We start from the raw sequence: 15860 nt of genomic DNA, 5'->3' as shown, positions 1-15860 counted from the left end.
TTTATGGAAGCTAGTAAAGTGGAACGGTTGGATCAACCTCGCGCGACCAAGCATCAATTCCGCCCACCAAGTTGAAAAGTTGGGTAAAGCCCCGCCTGCGCAGATAGGCGCAGGCGTGCATGCTCCGAATGCCATGGTGGCAATAAATGACGTATGCCTGCGCCGGATCAAGTTTTGTGGCCCAATCTGCCATGTCACTCATCGGATGTAACGTTCCGCCGGGAATGCGATTGAAGTCGTACTCCCAGGCTTCGCGCACATCCAGAAGGTTGACCGGCTGCCCATCTGCCAGACGTTGGGCGAGTTCGGTGGCCGTGATGTGCTGGATGTCGGTCATAGCGGCTTTTCATGGCTTTGGACGCTCAGGGCATGAGCCAACCAAACAAGCCACGAATGGTCGTTTGTCGTCCAAGATCGGCAATGGATTCAGTCAGTGGGATGTTCTTCGGACAAGCTTTGACGCAGTTCTGGGCATTGCCACAATCGGTAATGCCCCCATCCCCCATGATGGTTTCTAACCGCTCGTCTTGATTGAGCTTGCCAGTTGGGTGCAGGTTCATCAAGCGCACCTGATTGAGCACTGACGGACCAACAAAAGCCGAACGCTCGTTGTATTGCGGGCACACTTCCATACACACTGCGCAGGACATGCACGTGGAAAGCTTGTAGCGAATCTCAGTGGTTTTCTGGTCGAGCCGCGGCCCAGGCCCCATGGCGTACGTGCCATCGAGCGGAATCCAGGCTTTGACCTTTTTGAGATCGTTGAAGAGCCGCGAACGGTCAACCTGCAAATCACGGATGACCGGAAACTTGGTCATCGGCTCAAGGGTAATCGGCCCCTCTTCGAGTTTGTCCACGAGCGTGCTACACGATTGACGGGCTTTGCCGTTGATCACCATCGAGCAGGAACCACAAACGTGCTCCAAACAGCAGCATTCCCAGACCACAGGTGTCGTGGCTTCCCCCGACGCCGTGACAGGTTGTTTTTGCACTTCCATCAAACAACTAATGATGTTCATGTTCGGGCGGTAGGGAAGCGAGAACTCTTCCCACCGCGCCGGTTTGTCAGGGGCATCCTGACGCTTGATTCTGAGGACAATGTTTTCACGGGTCATCTGGCCATCTCCATGTTCGGGGGGCGGCATCACTTGACTTACATCACTTGCAGACTTGGCTGGCGCTATCACATTCGATGTGGTGCTGCTGGCACCAAGCCTGTTTACTCAAAGGTTTCCCTGCAGAACTTCTGCCACTTCCGCTCAGCGTGCTGAAGAAACGTCCGGTTGGCCCGGAGTGCGGCGTCCGGGTTCTTGTCACCACCCTCCGAGAAATCCGGCAGTTGGATGCGGGCATTCCCTCGCATGGCATACTTTTTGTTGCTTTCGTACATGATGATTTTGAGCGTGGCCGGGCTGACATCGCCCCGGCAAGCTGTTTTATACATAACCCACACTTCGGCGACGCCATTGCCGTTGAGGTCAGTCACCTCGGTTGCCGGAACAATGAACTCAGCCGTAATGTCGAGCGGGCAGTCGCGTACGAAGTCTGTGATTTGCCAGGCCGGTGAAAAAACACCAGCCGCATTGACAAAGCGGTAAGCATACAACTCCGAATGGCGTGACTCGTCCGGCTCATCTGGACTGGGGCGCCGTCCAGGCGGTGTAAAGTCACCGGTTTGGGTAAGGATAAGCCAGTTATCACCGCTGAGGTCAGTCCAGCGCAAACCGTACCTGAAGTTGCCTTTGAACAAGCCGCGCATCCCGGTTGGGACACTCGTAACCGGTGTCACGGACATCTTCTGCCCACGCGGCGCAGGACTGGCCTGGGCCGTGACCAGCCAGGCCGGGGACAACAGCCAGCTAAACCAGAGACCTGCCATCAGGGATATGTAGTTTAGAGGGGGGTTCACGTTGGATTCGCTCCTGGTTGGTTCGATAGACAGTGACCTCAAGCCGCCTTTTTCTTCGAGTAGTCACGCTTGCGCGGCTTGATAAGGCTTACGTTGACATCCTCATAGGTCAACTGCGGCCCCTCTGGTGTCCAGGTTGCAATGGTCGTTTTCAGGAAGCGCTCATCATCCCGCTCCGGGAAGTCTGGTTTGTAGTGCGCGCCACGCGACTCGTCCCGGTTGAGTGCGCCCAGCGTAATGGCCCGCGCCAGGTGCAGCATATTTTCTAGCTGCCGGGCATGCGGAATTGCTTGGGTTGCCCAGTAGTTTTGCTCGTTGAGGTTGATCCGCTCATAACGTTCGAGCAGCTCCTGAAGCTTTTCATCCGTCTGGCGCAGGCGGTCATTGTACCGAATCACAGTGACGTTTTCGGTCATGATCCGACCGAGTTCTTCGTGCAGGACTCGCGGGTTTTCCGTGCCGCGTTTGGTTTTGATGGCTTCGTTGAGCGCCGCCTGGCGCGCGCGTTCGCGCTCAAAAATCGGATCAAGCGGGTCTTTGGTCGAGTTATTTTTGGCGAAGTTCACCGCTGCTGGCCCAGCGACGATGCCAGCGTACACACAGGAAAGCAGACTGTTTGCCCCCAACCGATTTGCGCCGTGAATGGAGTAATCGCACTCGCCAACGGCGTAGAGTCCGGCAATGTTGGTTTGTTGCTCGTAGTCCACCCACAGCCCACCCATCGTGTAGTGCATGCCGGGGAACACCCGCATAGGCGTCTCGCGTGGGTCGTCGCCGACAAACATTTCATAAATTTCGAGAATGCCGCCCAGTTTGCGGTCGAGCTGTTCGCGGGGGATGTGGGTGAGGTCAAGGTAAACCTGGAACTTACCGCCAACGCCATAGCCATCGAGACAGACCTGGAAAATTTCGCGGGTGGCAATGTCGCGCGGAACAAGGTTGCCATACTCAGGATACTTTTCTTCGAGGAAGTACCACCGCTCAGAAGTGGGAATGTCCTTGGGCGCGCGCTGGTCCTTCGGCGTGCGCGGAACCCACACGCGGCCGCCCTCACCGCGGGCGCTTTCGGACATCAACCGGAGCTTGTCTTCGCCGGGAATCGCCGTTGGGTGAACCTGGATGAATTCCCCATTGGCGTACTTGACGCCCTGCCGGTAAAGCATGCCCTGGGCGCTCCCGGTACAGATGACAGAGTTCGTGGACTTACCAAAAATCGCCCCAATCCCGCCGGTCGCCATGACGACGGCGGCGCCGGCAAATGCCTTGACTTCCAACGACTGGAGGTTCATGGCCGTAATGCCGTAGCAGCGCCCATTTTCGATGACGCCGGACAAAAACTCCCACCCTTCGTACTTATAGACCTTGCCTTCGGCTTCGTAGCGGCGCACCTGCTCGTCAAGGGCGTAGAGAAGTTGCTGCCCGGTGGTTGCGCCAGCAAACGCCGTGCGATGGTGCTTCGTGCCGCCAAACCGCCGAAAGTCAATCAGTCCTTCACGGGTACGCGAGAACGGCACACCCATGCGGTCAAACATGTAAATGATGTCTGGCGCCATATCGCACATCGCTTTGACCGGTGGCTGCTCGGCGAGGAAGTCACCACCGTAAACGGTGTCATCGAAGTGCTCGTAAGTGGAATCGCCCTCGCCTTTGGTGTTGACTGCCCCATTGATTCCACCCTGGGCGCAGACCGAATGGGACCGCTTGACGGGAACGAGTGAGAACAGATCAACGGTGTAACCGAGTTCGCAGGCTTTGATGGTCGTCATCAATCCGGCCAGCCCGCCCCCAACGACAATGATGTTTGGTTTTTTACTCATGGGTGCTTTGATTCGTGAAATGGAGGCCAGTTCCGTGGAACAGTGTCTATGGAACAAAGGCAAATGCGGCGCGGACGCCAACGGCAAAGACCGCTACCCCGAAAACGGCACAGGCATAGGAAAACGTCTGCTGGGAGCGCGTGCTAACGGTAATTCCCCACACGATAGCAAACGTCCACAAACCGTTAGCTAGGTGAAAAGCCGCCGAGAAAATGCCTAACACATAGAAGGCAAGGAAGATCGGCTGTGCCAGCCAGTATTGCACGATGGTGAAGGCCTGGTCGGGATGGTGCGCGACCGCCAGCCCCAAACCGCCTATCCCAAAGCGCAGCGTCAGCACATGCGCGGTGATGAAGAACAACAGGATGACCCCTGTTACACGCTGCAACAAGTAGTTCCAGTTACGCGCATAGCTGTAACTCAACACATTGTTTTTCGATGTGTAAGCAATGTAAATGCCGTAAATGGCGTGGAAGGCAATCGGCAGTCCAATGAGAAACAGCTCGGCCAGTGGCAGCATCGGACCTGGTAGCAATTCCTGAATGCCTTTGACGGCTTCATTGAACGCTGCCGGTCCGGCTACGGCGTGGAAGTTGGTGTAAAGATGTTCCAGTAAAAACGCCCCAATCGGGATAACGCCACTGAGCGAATGCAGCCGACGGGCAAGAAAGTGGTTACTCAGGACGATGCTCATGAGACCTCAGTAAGCCAGGTGGCGCACGCGCTTCCCAAGCGACCCCGCGTCACGAACACACGAAGCGAAGTAAGACGACTTGGGGGAGGAAGGCGGCGACGAGTCTCGGCGGGGCATCAGCGGAAGCAATCCAGCGCCGAAATGCGCACCACCGGAGGAGGAAAACCGGGTTGATTATAGGACAAGCCTAAACGATTGCAATGGGCTTTTGTATGTGAGCGTACGTTCTTGCCGACGGTTTTACCGCTTCGTCGCCGGGTTTTAGCCCATTAGTCGTTGGCAAGCGGCGGCTGACAACAGCCGCCCAACAGTAGGCTCAACGTGTGCCGCATCCGTTGCTCAACCCCGTGATTGGCGCTTCTTCTATTTCTATTCGGCAAGTGACCGGTCGCAGGCGGACTGCGCCACTCTCATGGCCTGGCCAGCCGCTACGCTTGGGCCGCCGTTGAGCAAAGCTCAATCTTGTGAGTGAGCATACGCGCAGGGCAGAATATCTCAATGGCTTGTTCCCTCGATTTGCGGCTGTACGTTTGTCATACAACCGGGCGTATATCAATCAGCCATGAGTCCAGCCATGAGTCAGCGACCGTTCAGCCGGGATTGGTACCTTGCCTGCCTTTAGGTATGTGAACGAATGACTGCGACAGCTACGAGCAGTGGCGGCCGCCAGCCTCAAAGCAGCTACTCGTTTAGGGTTAGTGTGAACTTCGATGATCCTGACGGTAATGACCAGCCAAACGACAAGGCAATATGAGGCGATGTGGTAGATGATGTGGTAGATAAAGCCTTGAAGTTGGCCCATGAAGCACATTACATGGCACCATCCCTAACGCCACACCCTGCTTTGATAAGCCCAATCTCACGTTAGCCTTATCAGAAACCAACCATGAGAATCATCCTTTTGGGTAATGCGGGAGCCGGAAAAAGTACGATGGCTCGTCGGTTGATGCAGGGTCTGTCGGTTCCACACCTTTCTCTTGACGAAATCGCTTGGGGACAAGGCGCTGAACGCAAGCCTTTTGAAGAAAGCGTACAAGTTCTCCGCAAGTTCCTAGACGACAACGAGCACTGGATTATTGAGGGTTGCTATAGCGACTTGGTTGAGGTGGCACTGCCTTTCTGCGAGGAATTACGGTTCTTGAACCCTGGCATTGAGGTATGTGTTGACCACTGCCTGAAGAGGCCGTGGGAGCCAGAAAAATTCCCGACTGAGAAGGAGCAGCAAGAGATGTTAGCCAATTTGGTTGCCTGGGTCCGCGAATACGAAACCCGATCCGACGAATACGGCTTACACCGCCACCGACTGCTTTTCGAACACTTCTCGGGCAAAAAACGAGAGTACAAGCGCATTGATGAATACATCGAAGGCTAACACTCGCTTTGATTGGGAGGTTTCACCAGCAAGCTTCGCTTGTCGTCTCCGCACTCCGCAAGCAATACGTTGGTCTGCTTCGCCCCACCTGATGTGGGCGTGCCGCCGCTGGACGAACAACGCGCCATTGCCCGAGAGCTAATCGAGACGGGACGCAAACACATGACGGTCAAACGGACGCTGCACGAGAACGCGCGGGCGAAGCTCCGTGTTTTGTCCAAGCACCTCCTCCGCAAGCATGGCTACCCGCCTAAGCGCAGGAGGAGGTGCCGACACACCGACAGTTGGGGGATGACCCGATTGGGTTTCGCGCCATCCCCGCAGGCGCAGGGTGCTGTTCCGTCGGCGCTTTGCGCCTTGAGGATAGGAGGACTTGAGGATAGCAGGAATGGCGCTGCCCTCACGCCCTGACGGACGTGGCTAAAGGTTATCGGCATCCGTGCTTGCGTGTTCAGTCGTGGAGGCTAAACCAAAGCGCACTGGTTGGGAGCTTTCAGATACGCGCCCAAAAGGCGTGGCATCAAGCCTGTACCCAATGGGTAGTATCAGGCCGAGGCGCATCCTCCGAGATACTCTGAGCCAACTTGCGCTGGATGAGTTCGTGCAGACGGTCAAAGTCAATCGGCTTGGTCAGGTAGTCTGACTCGGTCAATGGCAACCCTTCCTCACGAACATACTCGATGTTGGACTGGGCTGAAATAATCAGCATGGGCACGTCTCGAAGCTCCCGGTAGTGCTCTTTCTCACCAATGAGCGTCATAACGGCCGGCCCGCTAACGTGTGGCATCATGATGTCAATGATGACCAAGTCTGGTTTGGAGCGCTTGAGCGCGCGCAGCCCAGCGAGTCCGTCAGAAGCTGTTTCGACTGCGTACCCCTCAGCGGTGAGTTCGTCGTGGAGCAGGTCGAGTACGTCTTGGTTGTCATCTATGACCAGAATGCGAGGCTTTTGTGATGGAGAATGTCCCATGGAGCTTGCGAAAGGGGACAGAAGTTGCGCCGACTCGCCACGCGCGATGGCCTGCGTGTTCACTTTCCACGATTTAGTGATGCTTGTCCAGCCTTCTGCTGCAAAGGTTTGATGCCTGAAAGTTTGATGCCTGTTCCGTAGCCGAGCCGGTTGTATGGCGCCGGCTACTTGGATTGGAAACCCTTAACAGACGGAAGCTGACCCAGGGCGCGGTTGCGCCAAAAGCTGACGGACGGTACGGAGCACCGCTTCGGGACTGGTCGGCTTGGCCAGATAGTGGTCGCAGCCCGCCGCCCGGAAACGAGCTTCATCTTCGGTCATCGCGTGCGCGGTAAGCGCCAACACCGGAATATCAGCGAAATCAGGTTGCGTCTTGATGCGCCTGGTCGCCTCCAGCCCATCAATGGTCGGCAGCGAAATATCCATGATGATCAGATCAGGCTGAAAACTGGCAACCGCTTCGACTGCGCTAAGTCCGTCGCTCACGGCTTGTACGGCGTAGCCCTCAGCCTCGAGTTCGAAGGTGAGAATGTCACGGCTATCCATGTTGTCTTCAACTACCAGAATGCGCGTCATGGCGATTTTGGGCTACCCGGTCGCAAGGCTCATTGGTGAGCGGTGCAAGGTTTCTTGCTCAATCTTACGGAGGTTGTTGAGCAGCCACGTCCGATCCAATGGCTTGGGATGGTAGCCAATCACCATTGGAAACTCGAATGCTGCCTGAGCCATTCGGCGGTCCGCCTGACTGACGACAATCACTGGGATGCCCTGAAGGTTTGGGTCTTCGGCCAGTCGTTCAAGGTATGCGAGTCCGCTTGCGCCCGGCAGGATGAGATCGAGCACCACGACCCGCGGCCGGAGCACGGCGGTGAGTTCTAGCCCCTCGGTGACATTGCGCGCGCCGATGACGGTGTAGTTGGTCAGGTCGAGCAAGTTTTTCAACTGCTGCGTCAGGTCCGGCTCATCATCAATGCACAGGATGATGCGGTTATCTGGGGAGGGCCGCAGGGGAATCGCGGGTTTTTCGCTGGCTTCCATCATCTCGTGCTCGCGCAGGCGCAGTGGCAGCCGCACTCGAAAGGTGGAACCGCGGCCCTCCTCGCTTTCGACTTCGATGACGCCATCGAGCAGCATGACGTTTTTCTTGGCAATGGACAGCCCTAGTCCAGTGCCCCCGTATTTGCGTGTGGACGAGCCATCCACCTGCCGAAACTCCTCGAAGATGTGGGGAAGGTCTTTCTCGGCGATGCCGATACCGGTATCCCGAACCTCGATGGTGAACGTCTCCGCACCAGGCTCTATCTGTAGGGCAATGGTCACGCTCCCACGCTCCGTAAACTTGAGCGCATTGGAGACGAGATTGGTAACCGCCTGCCGCAAACGGACCGGATCGGTTGACACCGACGGCATCTGGGGCGGCACTTCGATGTTGAGCGTCAGACCTTTGGCCCGCGCGAGCGCATCGAGTGGCGCAATCGTCTCGGACAAGAACTGCACCAAGTCAACTTCACTGACGTTGACTTCCATCTTGCCAGCAGCGATCTTCGAGAAGTCGAGGAAGGTGTTGATAAGCTCCAGGAGGTTCGCTGAGTTTTCGGAAATGCGCGTCAGTGCGCGGGTTTGCGCGTCGGTGAGCGTCCCGTAACGTCCGCGTTGCAACAGGGATGTGTAGCCGATGATGGCGTTGAGCGGTGTCCGAAGTTCGTGCGACATATTCGCCACAAACTCGGATTTGAGCCGGTTGGTTTCCATCACGGCGAGGTTGGCACGGCGTAAGTCCTCGTTGATTTTGCGAAGCTGGCGCTGATTTTCATACAGCTCAGAGTTGGCCAGCAAAAGCTCCTGGTTGGCGCTCATGAGGTCAATCGAGCGCTCTTCGACCTTTTCTTCAAGGGTTTGGGCAAACGACTCCAGCTCCGCTACATGGTGCTGAAGCGTTTCACGCATACGCACAAAGGCCCGGGCCAGCGCGCCGAGTTCATCGTTGGCCGCGGTTGAGATCGGGTAAGCATACTCGCGGCGCGCCATGGCACGGACGCCAGCCAGCAGTCGTCCCAGGGGTTGGGTGACGAAGTAGCGTAGAATGAGCGAGAAGAACACAACAATGAACAAACCCGTCAGGGTCACTTCCAGAAACAACATTTTGAAGTGATCAACGATGAGCAGGTTCATGCGGTCGGCGCGGGCATGAATGGCGACGACGCCGATCACTGACGCATCGGACGTGCCACGAAACGGCGCATAGGCCGAAATCCAGGTGCCCTGAAGGTCGGTGTACACATCGGTTGCCAGCGCCTCCCGTCGCTGGACGGCCTGGTGAGCTTCTGGGCGGAGTTGGCGCGGTGGTCGGCGCTCGACCGTTGTTTCGAGCGGAGTGAAATGACCTTCCCGCCAGTAAAACAACTCGATTGGCTGGTCGAGTTCGTTGACACGCTGCACGGCGTAGAGCTGTGCGGTCAAGGTGGCAAGCGCGGGCATTGCCCCTGATGGTGTTTCGCCTGGTGGTTCTATCGGGAGTCCGGTGATGTCAAGCAGTGTTGCCGTCGTTGCCGCAATATGTCGCAACTGCCGACTTTGTTCGGCAATCTTGTCACGTTGCAGATTGCGGTAAAACAGATAGTCAACGCCAAAAATGAGCGGCGCCGCGCACAGCAGCGTGGTCAGGAGAATTTTGTAATGCAGGCGGCCATGAAACATCGGCTCATCGGTCGCCGGCAGCATTGGTGAAGCTTCGCCCATAGCCTTCCTGATCGCGTAAGCACCTTGGCAATGTGGTCATCAAGGTATCTGCGCCAGCCCACCCAAGTAGGGGCGGAGCGCCGTTGGAATCGTCACCGATCCATCCGGCTGCTGGTGATTTTCGAGCAACGCCAACCAGGTTCGTCCAACGGCCAGGCCCGAGCCGTTGAGCGTGTGAACGAATTCCGGCTTTGCGCCTGCCGCCCGTCGAAACCGAATGTCGGCCCGCCGCGCCTGGAAGGCTTCAAAGTTGCTACAGGAAGAAATTTCCCGATACATCCCCTGGCTGGGAAGCCAGACTTCCAGATCGTAGGTCTTGGCTGAGGCAAAGCCCAGGTCGCCGGTCGCCAGGACAACCTTGCGGTAGGGAAGCTCGAGGCGCTGCAAAACGGCTTCGGCATGCGCCGTCAGGCGTTCGAGTTCGGCGTAACTTTCTTCGGGTTTGACAAAGGCGACCAGTTCGACCTTGTCAAATTGGTGTTGGCGAATGAGTCCGCGCGTATCGCGTCCGTAGCTGCCGGCTTCGCTCCGAAAACAGGGCGTATAGGCAACATACCGCAGCGGTAACTGTGCGCTGTCGAGTACTTCGCTGCGGTGTAAATTCGTGACCGGGACTTCTGCTGTCGGAATGAGATAAAGCCCCCGTTCATCGGTCAGCTTGAAGAGGTCTGCTTCAAACTTGGGAAGCTGCCCGGTGCCAAATAACGCATCCCCATTGACGAGAAAGGGCGGAAGCACTTCGGTGTAGCCATGCTCATCGAGGTGAAGGTCGAGCATAAAGCTGATCAGCGCCCGTTCGAGCCGGGCCCCAACACCTTTGAGCACGGCGAAGCGCGCGCCGGAGATTTTGGCTGCACGTTCAAGGTCCAGGATGCCCAGCGCCGTGCCAAGCTCGACGTGATCCTTTGGAGGAAAATCAAACTGACGCGGTTCACCCCACCGACTGATTTCTTGGTTGGCCGATTCGTCGCCAATCGGAACGGAGGCATGGGGCGGATTGGGGATGATGCGGACAATCTCCTGCAAGCGGTGCTCGACGCTTTCAAGCTCGGCTTCGAGCATTTCGATACTGGACTTCAGCTCGCGCATCTCGGCGCGTTTGGCTTCGGCTTCGGTTTGCTGTCCAGCTTTGAGCAACGCGCCAATCTGGGGACTGATGCGATTCAATGTCGCTTTGTGTTGTTCGACTTCGCCGATGAGGCGGCGGCGGGATACGTCGAGTTCGCGGAAGGCATCAAGCGTGAGATCGGCCCGACGGTTGACGAGCGACTGGCAGACCAGTTCAAAGTTTTGGCGGATGACATCAAGTCCAAGCATGGTAAGGGGCGTGCATCGGAGCGAACCGGCCGATGACCGGAAAAGTGCGTTTGGCGCAACTAGAATTTGGCTCAACTAGAACACGATGGTTTCCTGGTACTCGCCAAAGACGCGCCGCAGACGATCTGAAATCTCACCGACAGTCGCGTAGCTTTCAACGGCGGCGAGAATATACGGCATCAGATTGTCTGTTCCGCGTGCGGCGGTTTCGAGTGCGTCAAGCGCCGTTGCCCAGGCCGTCGCGTCGCGTCGCGCGCGCAGGGCGCGCACCCGTTCGACTTGCGCCCGTTCGATTTCTGGGTCTATGCGTTGGATTGGAATGGAGTGTTCTTCGTCAACCTGAAAGCGGTTGACGCCGACGACGATGGTTTCATTGCGCTCGACGGCGCGTTGGTATTCAAACGCCGCTTGTTGAATCTCGCGTTGTGGAAACCCTTGCTCGATGGCGGCCAACATGCCGCCCAGTGAGTCTATTTTTTCAATGTAAGCCAGGGCCCGGCGTTCGAGTTCGGCGGTGAGAGCTTCGATGAAATAAGCCCCGCCCAGGGGATCGGCCACATCGGCGACCCCTGACTCATAAGCCAGCACCTGTTGGGTGCGGAGCGCGATCCGGGCCGCTTCTTCGGTTGGCAAGCCCAGGGCCTCGTCCTTCCCGTTGGTGTGGAGCGATTGCGTCCCACCCATCACGGCGGCCAGGGCTTGGATGGTGGTGCGAATGACATTGACTTCCGGCTGCTGCGCCGTGAGGGTGCTCCCGGCGGTTTGCGTGTGAAAACGCAACTGCCAGGCCTTGGGGTTGGTTGCGCCAAACCGCTCCCGCATGATGTGGGCCCACATGCGTCGCGCGGCTCGAAACTTGGCGACTTCCTCAAACAAGTTGTTATGGGCATTGAAGAAAAATGACAGGCGTGGACCAAAGGTGTTCACATCGAGACCGGCCCCGATCGCGGCCTCGACATAGGCAATGCCGTCGGCCAGCGTGAAGGCGATTTCCTGCACGGCCGTGGCGCCGGCCTCGCGGATGTGATAGCCCGAAATCGAGATGGTGTTCCAGTTGGGAACTTCGCCGGCGCAGTAAGCAAACAAATCCGTAATCAGTCGCAGCGAGGGGCGGGGTGGATAGATGTAGGTTCCACGCGCAATGTATTCCTTGAGAATGTCGTTTTGTACCGTGCCGTTGAGCTTGTCGGGTGTCACTCCCTGGCGTTTGCCAACCGCAATGTAGAGCGCGAGCAAAATCGGAGCCGTGGCATTGATGGTCATCGAGGTCGAAACTTGGTCGAGCGGGATGCCGTCAAACAACACCGCCATGTCTTCGAGCGAGTCAATGGCGACGCCGACTTTCCCGACCTCACCCAGCGCGAGGGGGGAATCAGAGTCGAGTCCGATCTGGGTTGGCAAATCAAAGGCGACGCTCAGGCCAGTCGTTCCCTGGGAAAGCAGGTAGCGATAGCGAGCGTTGGATTCAGCGGCCGTTGCAAAGCCCGCGTACTGGCGCATGGTCCAAAGCTTAGCGCGGTACATGGTGGCGTGAATGCCGCGTGTGAACGGGTATTCCCCCGGCCTTTCAGCCTTGGCTGCCGGCGCATCATCTGGGAGGTAACTTGGCTTGAGTTCAATATTTGACGATGTCAACCGTTTAGTTTCTGTTTTTGATGACATAGTGCCGCAATGGGGATGCGCCAAGGTGAGGCGTGTTGTGGAAATTACCCTGAGCAAGAACGCGCGTAGTGAGATGATAGTTTGTTGACGACGTGTTTGCTACATTCTCCTCCTACTGATGCGGCAATCGCCTTTTCCAAGGCTACTTTTTCAACGTTACTTTTTGGACACGACCTCCAGGAATCCACTCATCTGAAATTCACGTATGCCGTTCCGGCTTAGTCGAACGCCGTTTGGTTTACCGTATGGGCTGCTGTTGTGGGGGCTGGGTACGCTGCTATGGCTTCTCGTCCTGGCCGTTGAGCTAAAAACGCCGGGGAAACTGCGATGGAACCCCTTTAGCTTCTGGCTTCAGCGGGATGGCTTGGCGGCGGCCGGTTTCTTGCTTTTGCTCATGGTCTGCGCTTTCTTGCGGCGCCGGTCAAAAGCCTACGCACCAACGCTCGCCGAAGACGGTCTCATGGTGATGATCATTCTGGTCTTCCCCATCGAGGTAACGGTGACATTACTTGGCATTGCCGGCATCCTCGAATCGGTAAGCCAACAAGCCGAGCGGGTGCAGCGTAGCTTGCCGGTGGGAGGCTGGTATGTCGTGCTTGGCGAGTTGGTGTTTCAGGGTGGGGTGACGGCATTTATTGGGGTGACTGGAAGTACCGTCGAGCAGGCTGGCTATCTCCATGAGTGGCACACCGACCCGCAGTATGGTCTGCGGGAGTTGGTGACCATCCCACTGATATACCTCTCTGTCTTCGTCATGCGGGTCAGCATATCCTTCCTTTACCTATGGGTGCGCGGTATCTCGCTGACGGTCTTTGTACAGGAAGCGCGTGCCCGGCAATCCGTCGTTACCTTTCTGGCGGAGTTCGCCACCGTCGTCTTGTCTGTAATGATTGCCGTGGTGTACACCCAGCCCGGCTTCCTCCCTGTTTTTTCCTTGTGCGCGGTGCTGGTGGCGCTAGTCGCCTTGCTCAGCAAACAGGGTGAGGCGGCAGAACGGCAACAGCGGACCATTGCCGAAATGAAAATTCTGGTCGGTGTCGGGCGGGCGCTCAGCAATCCGGCCCAGACACGCCGCGAGTTGTTCAAAACACTTTATGAAGAAGGGCGCGCCTTGTTTCGCGCGGATTCACTGGCGGTGTACCTGTTTCCACAAGATAGCATCAAGCCCCAAGTCCTGGAGTGGCAGTCGGTCGCTGTGAATCGCCCACAGGCTGAACGCCGGGGAATCGAGGCTCAGGCTCAACCAAGCGGGCAATGGCAATCGCGCAGCTCGACCAGTGAGCATGAGATTCCTCGTCCTGAAGTGGATGCGCTTGGGCTAGCTGAGTGGTGTATCCAGCATAAGCAGGCACTGCGCATCAGTGATGTTGAACGGGAAGCCGGCTCCTATGGCTACCGCTGGCTGACGGAGCGGCTGCCTTATCGTTCCTGGATGGGCGTGCCCCTTGAAGCCGAAAAGAAGGCCCTTGGTGTGATTAGCGTGGCGAGCCACCAGGCACGGGCGTTTTCAGAGCAAGATGAGGAAATGTTACGGGCGCTCGGTCAACAGTTGGTCGGCGCACTGGAAAAGGCTCGGCTCTATGAGCTGGCGACCGTGGACGGCCTCACTGGGCTGCTCAACGCCCGTACTGTCCGCGCGAAGCTCACCGAAGTATTTGCCAAGACGCTCGCGGCGAATGGGCAGATGGCTGTCCTCATGTTCGACATTGACCATTTCAAAAAAGTCAACGACACCTATGGCCATGAGGTTGGGAATGAGGTCTTGCAGCACTTGGCCAAGATGGTGCGCGGTAAGCTGCGTGACGCCGATATTGCCGGTCGCTATGGCGGTGAGGAATTCATCGTTATCTTGCCGAGTACGCCGGTTCAGGGCGCGCGCGATGTTGCCGAGCGTCTGCGCCGCCAAATCGAGACGCGCCCTGTTCCCACGGCGGCCGGCGACCTCCGTATCACGGCGAGCTTTGGGGTCGCGGCCCTACCGTCTTCCGCGGCCACCACCCCCGACAGACTGGTCGAGCTAGCCGACAAGGCACTTTATGCCTCGAAGCGAAATGGACGGAATCAAGTCACCGTCGCGTCACAGCCAGAGTCCTCGTTGCCGGCGGAGCATCGGTGATGACGGTTCACCTTTTGCGTGGAGATAACGTATGTCGGAATTTGACCAACCGCAGTTGAGTGTCTTGTTCACCGCCGAGCAGATTCAGGCTCGAATTCGAGCGTTGGGGGCGGCCATTACGGCTGACTACGCCGGACGGTCGCCGTTGCTGGTCGTGGTGTTGAAGGGCGCGGTGCCATTTGCCGCGGACTTGGTGCGGACGATAGACCTGGCCGTGACGATGGATTTCATCGCCGTGTCAAGCTATGGCGCTTCAACCAAGTCATCGGGCGAAGTGCGCTTGCTCAAAGACCTCGACGCCAGTCTCCGGGAGCAGGAAGTCATCATTGTTGAAGACATCGTGGATACCGGACTCACCTTGTCTTACCTGCTCGATATGTTTCGCCGGCGTGGCGCGGCTTCGGTGCGCGTGGCGGCCCTCCTCGACAAGCCGGAACGGCGGCAACGTGAGGTGCACGTGACCTATGTGGGCTTCACGATTCCAAACGAGTTTGTGGTTGGGTTTGGCCTGGATTATGCCGAGCGATACCGCAACCTGCCCTATGTTGCCATTCTCAATCCGTCCCTGTGAGGGTATCTAAAGCGAACAAGGTAGCACAGGCATTCTTGCCTGTGTCCTGCCGCCCTTTGCCACAGGCAGGAATGCCTGTGCCACGCTTTGCTACAGGCAGGAATGGCTGTGCCGCCCTTTGCTACAGGCAGGAATGCCTGTGGCACGCTTTGCTACAGGCAGGAATGGCTGTGCCGCCCTTTGCTACAGGCAGGAATGCCTGTGCCACGCTTTGCTACAGGCAGGAATGCCTGTGCCACGCTTTCTACAGGCAGGAATGCCTGTGCCACGCTTTCTACAGGCAGGAATGCCTGTGCCACGCTTTCTACAGGCAGGAATGGCTGTGCCGCCCTTTGCTACAGGCAGGAATGCCTGTGCCACCCTTTGCTACGAAAGACTGGCTTGCAGCGTTGGGCTGGCTGGTTTACGTTCGCCTCAACCCGACTTGCTATGCGCATTTGCCACTTCTGAAGGAGAAACAACGGTCATGCCGCAGGGAACCTGTCCTGAGTGCAAAGCAACAGTTCATGTGGACGAAGACGCCGACAAAGGCGATATCATCGAGTGTGACGAGTGCGGCGCGGTACTGCGCTTAGTCGGACTCGACCCCATTGAACTCGACCTCGAATCTGACTACGAGGATGATGACGAAGACGACGACTACGACGACGACTACGATGACGAGGATGATGAACGTGACCGCTACTATTGATG

Annotated in this window: 15 protein-coding genes; 5 read left to right on the top strand and 10 right to left on the bottom strand. The window is 57.3% G+C overall.

The annotated features are described in order from the left end of the window. Window positions 1–10: 10 nt before the first annotated feature. The 5 genes from J8C06_RS09490 to J8C06_RS09470 all read right to left on the bottom strand — a co-directional run bounded on the left by J8C06_RS09490 (window position 11) and on the right by J8C06_RS09470 (window position 4420). Entirely contained in the window at window positions 11–337 is a 327-nt protein-coding gene (locus J8C06_RS09490) for a rhodanese-like domain-containing protein (RefSeq protein WP_211428460.1), read from the bottom strand. 25 nt (window positions 338–362) lie between these two features. Beyond that, window positions 363–1115 (bottom strand): succinate dehydrogenase iron-sulfur subunit, encoded by a 753-nt coding sequence (gene sdhB, locus J8C06_RS09485; protein WP_211428459.1) that lies wholly within the window; start codon window positions 1113–1115, stop codon window positions 363–365. A gap of 104 nt (window positions 1116–1219) precedes the next feature. Continuing rightward, window positions 1220–1909, bottom strand: a complete 690-nt coding sequence (locus tag J8C06_RS09480) for a M949_RS01915 family surface polysaccharide biosynthesis protein (RefSeq protein WP_211428458.1) — start codon at window positions 1907–1909, stop codon at window positions 1220–1222. 38 nt (window positions 1910–1947) lie between these two features. Continuing rightward, window positions 1948–3726, bottom strand: a complete 1779-nt coding sequence (gene sdhA / locus J8C06_RS09475; protein ID WP_211428457.1) for a succinate dehydrogenase flavoprotein subunit — start codon at window positions 3724–3726, stop codon at window positions 1948–1950. Between the two features lie 46 nt (window positions 3727–3772). Beyond that, entirely contained in the window at window positions 3773–4420 is a 648-nt protein-coding gene (locus J8C06_RS09470) for a succinate dehydrogenase cytochrome b558 subunit (RefSeq protein WP_211428456.1), read from the bottom strand. Between the two features lie 886 nt (window positions 4421–5306). On the opposite strand from J8C06_RS09470, the gene J8C06_RS09465 reads away from it, so the two are divergent. Together J8C06_RS09465 and J8C06_RS15445 are read left to right on the top strand one after the other, a co-directional pair. Next, the gene (locus J8C06_RS09465; RefSeq protein WP_211428455.1) at window positions 5307–5792 is read left to right on the top strand and encodes a P-loop NTPase family protein; all 486 of its coding nucleotides are present in this window, start codon (window positions 5307–5309) and stop codon (window positions 5790–5792) included. A gap of 162 nt (window positions 5793–5954) precedes the next feature. Next, entirely contained in the window at window positions 5955–6203 is a 249-nt protein-coding gene (locus J8C06_RS15445) for a hypothetical protein (RefSeq protein ID WP_407064901.1), read from the top strand. 109 nt (window positions 6204–6312) lie between these two features. Here J8C06_RS15445 and J8C06_RS09455 read toward each other — a convergent pair whose 3' ends face one another. From J8C06_RS09455 to J8C06_RS09435, 5 genes are all read right to left on the bottom strand, one after another. Next, window positions 6313–6762 carry a response regulator gene (locus J8C06_RS09455; protein ID WP_211428453.1) on the bottom strand — a complete coding sequence of 150 codons (450 nt, stop codon included), beginning with the start codon at window positions 6760–6762 and terminating at the stop codon, window positions 6313–6315. A 183-nt stretch (window positions 6763–6945) separates the two neighbouring features. Then, window positions 6946–7338, bottom strand: a complete 393-nt coding sequence (locus J8C06_RS09450; RefSeq protein ID WP_211428452.1) for a response regulator — start codon at window positions 7336–7338, stop codon at window positions 6946–6948. A gap of 12 nt (window positions 7339–7350) precedes the next feature. Further along, window positions 7351–9501 carry an ATP-binding response regulator gene (locus J8C06_RS09445; protein WP_211428451.1) on the bottom strand — a complete coding sequence of 717 codons (2151 nt, stop codon included), beginning with the start codon at window positions 9499–9501 and terminating at the stop codon, window positions 7351–7353. Window positions 9502–9540: 39 nt separating this feature from the next. Next, window positions 9541–10818, bottom strand: coding sequence for a serine--tRNA ligase (gene serS / locus J8C06_RS09440; RefSeq protein WP_211428450.1), 1278 nt, complete (start codon window positions 10816–10818; stop codon window positions 9541–9543). Between the two features lie 75 nt (window positions 10819–10893). Next, a complete protein-coding gene (locus J8C06_RS09435; RefSeq protein WP_455423697.1) occupies window positions 10894–12453 on the bottom strand; it encodes an acyl-CoA mutase large subunit family protein in 1560 nt (519 codons plus the stop codon). 232 nt (window positions 12454–12685) lie between these two features. Between J8C06_RS09435 and J8C06_RS09430 the strand changes: the two genes are divergently transcribed. The 3 genes from J8C06_RS09430 (at window position 12686) to J8C06_RS09420 (ending at window position 15858) form a co-directional block, all read left to right on the top strand. Next, window positions 12686–14596 carry a GGDEF domain-containing protein gene (locus J8C06_RS09430; protein ID WP_211428448.1) on the top strand — a complete coding sequence of 637 codons (1911 nt, stop codon included), beginning with the start codon at window positions 12686–12688 and terminating at the stop codon, window positions 14594–14596. Between the two features lie 31 nt (window positions 14597–14627). Beyond that, entirely contained in the window at window positions 14628–15167 is a 540-nt protein-coding gene (gene hpt, locus J8C06_RS09425) for a hypoxanthine phosphoribosyltransferase (protein WP_211428447.1), read from the top strand. Between the two features lie 466 nt (window positions 15168–15633). Continuing rightward, window positions 15634–15858 (top strand): hypothetical protein, encoded by a 225-nt coding sequence (locus tag J8C06_RS09420; protein ID WP_211428446.1) that lies wholly within the window; start codon window positions 15634–15636, stop codon window positions 15856–15858. Window positions 15859–15860: the final 2 nt, after the last annotated feature.

The sequence above is a fragment of the Chloracidobacterium validum genome, assembly GCF_018304825.1.
In the GTDB taxonomy this organism is placed as follows: Bacteria; Acidobacteriota; Blastocatellia; order Chloracidobacteriales; family Chloracidobacteriaceae; genus Chloracidobacterium; species Chloracidobacterium validum.
Note: the sequence above shows the minus strand (reverse complement) of the source record. Positions and strands in the feature narration are given on the sequence as shown.

Bases quoted from the DNA above. Each gene is read 5' to 3' on its own strand.
- J8C06_RS09470 (WP_211428456.1), bottom strand. From the start codon at position 4,420: ATGAGCATCGTCCTGAGTAACCACTTTCTTGCCCGTCGGCTGCATTCG.
- J8C06_RS09450 (WP_211428452.1), bottom strand. From the start codon at position 7,338: ATGACGCGCATTCTGGTAGTTGAAGACAACATGGATAGCCGTGACATT.
- J8C06_RS09490 (WP_211428460.1), bottom strand. From the start codon at position 337: ATGACCGACATCCAGCACATCACGGCCACCGAACTCGCCCAACGTCTG.
- J8C06_RS09445 (WP_211428451.1), bottom strand. From the start codon at position 9,501: ATGGGCGAAGCTTCACCAATGCTGCCGGCGACCGATGAGCCGATGTTT.
- J8C06_RS09430 (WP_211428448.1), top strand. From the start codon at position 12,686: ATGCCGTTCCGGCTTAGTCGAACGCCGTTTGGTTTACCGTATGGGCTG.
- J8C06_RS09455 (WP_211428453.1), bottom strand. From the start codon at position 6,762: ATGGGACATTCTCCATCACAAAAGCCTCGCATTCTGGTCATAGATGAC.
- hpt (WP_211428447.1), top strand. From the start codon at position 14,628: ATGTCGGAATTTGACCAACCGCAGTTGAGTGTCTTGTTCACCGCCGAG.
- serS (WP_211428450.1), bottom strand. From the start codon at position 10,818: ATGCTTGGACTTGATGTCATCCGCCAAAACTTTGAACTGGTCTGCCAG.
- sdhA (WP_211428457.1), bottom strand. From the start codon at position 3,726: ATGAGTAAAAAACCAAACATCATTGTCGTTGGGGGCGGGCTGGCCGGA.
- J8C06_RS09420 (WP_211428446.1), top strand. From the start codon at position 15,634: ATGCCGCAGGGAACCTGTCCTGAGTGCAAAGCAACAGTTCATGTGGAC.
- J8C06_RS09465 (WP_211428455.1), top strand. From the start codon at position 5,307: ATGAGAATCATCCTTTTGGGTAATGCGGGAGCCGGAAAAAGTACGATG.
- sdhB (WP_211428459.1), bottom strand. From the start codon at position 1,115: ATGACCCGTGAAAACATTGTCCTCAGAATCAAGCGTCAGGATGCCCCT.
- J8C06_RS15445 (WP_407064901.1), top strand. From the start codon at position 5,955: ATGACGGTCAAACGGACGCTGCACGAGAACGCGCGGGCGAAGCTCCGT.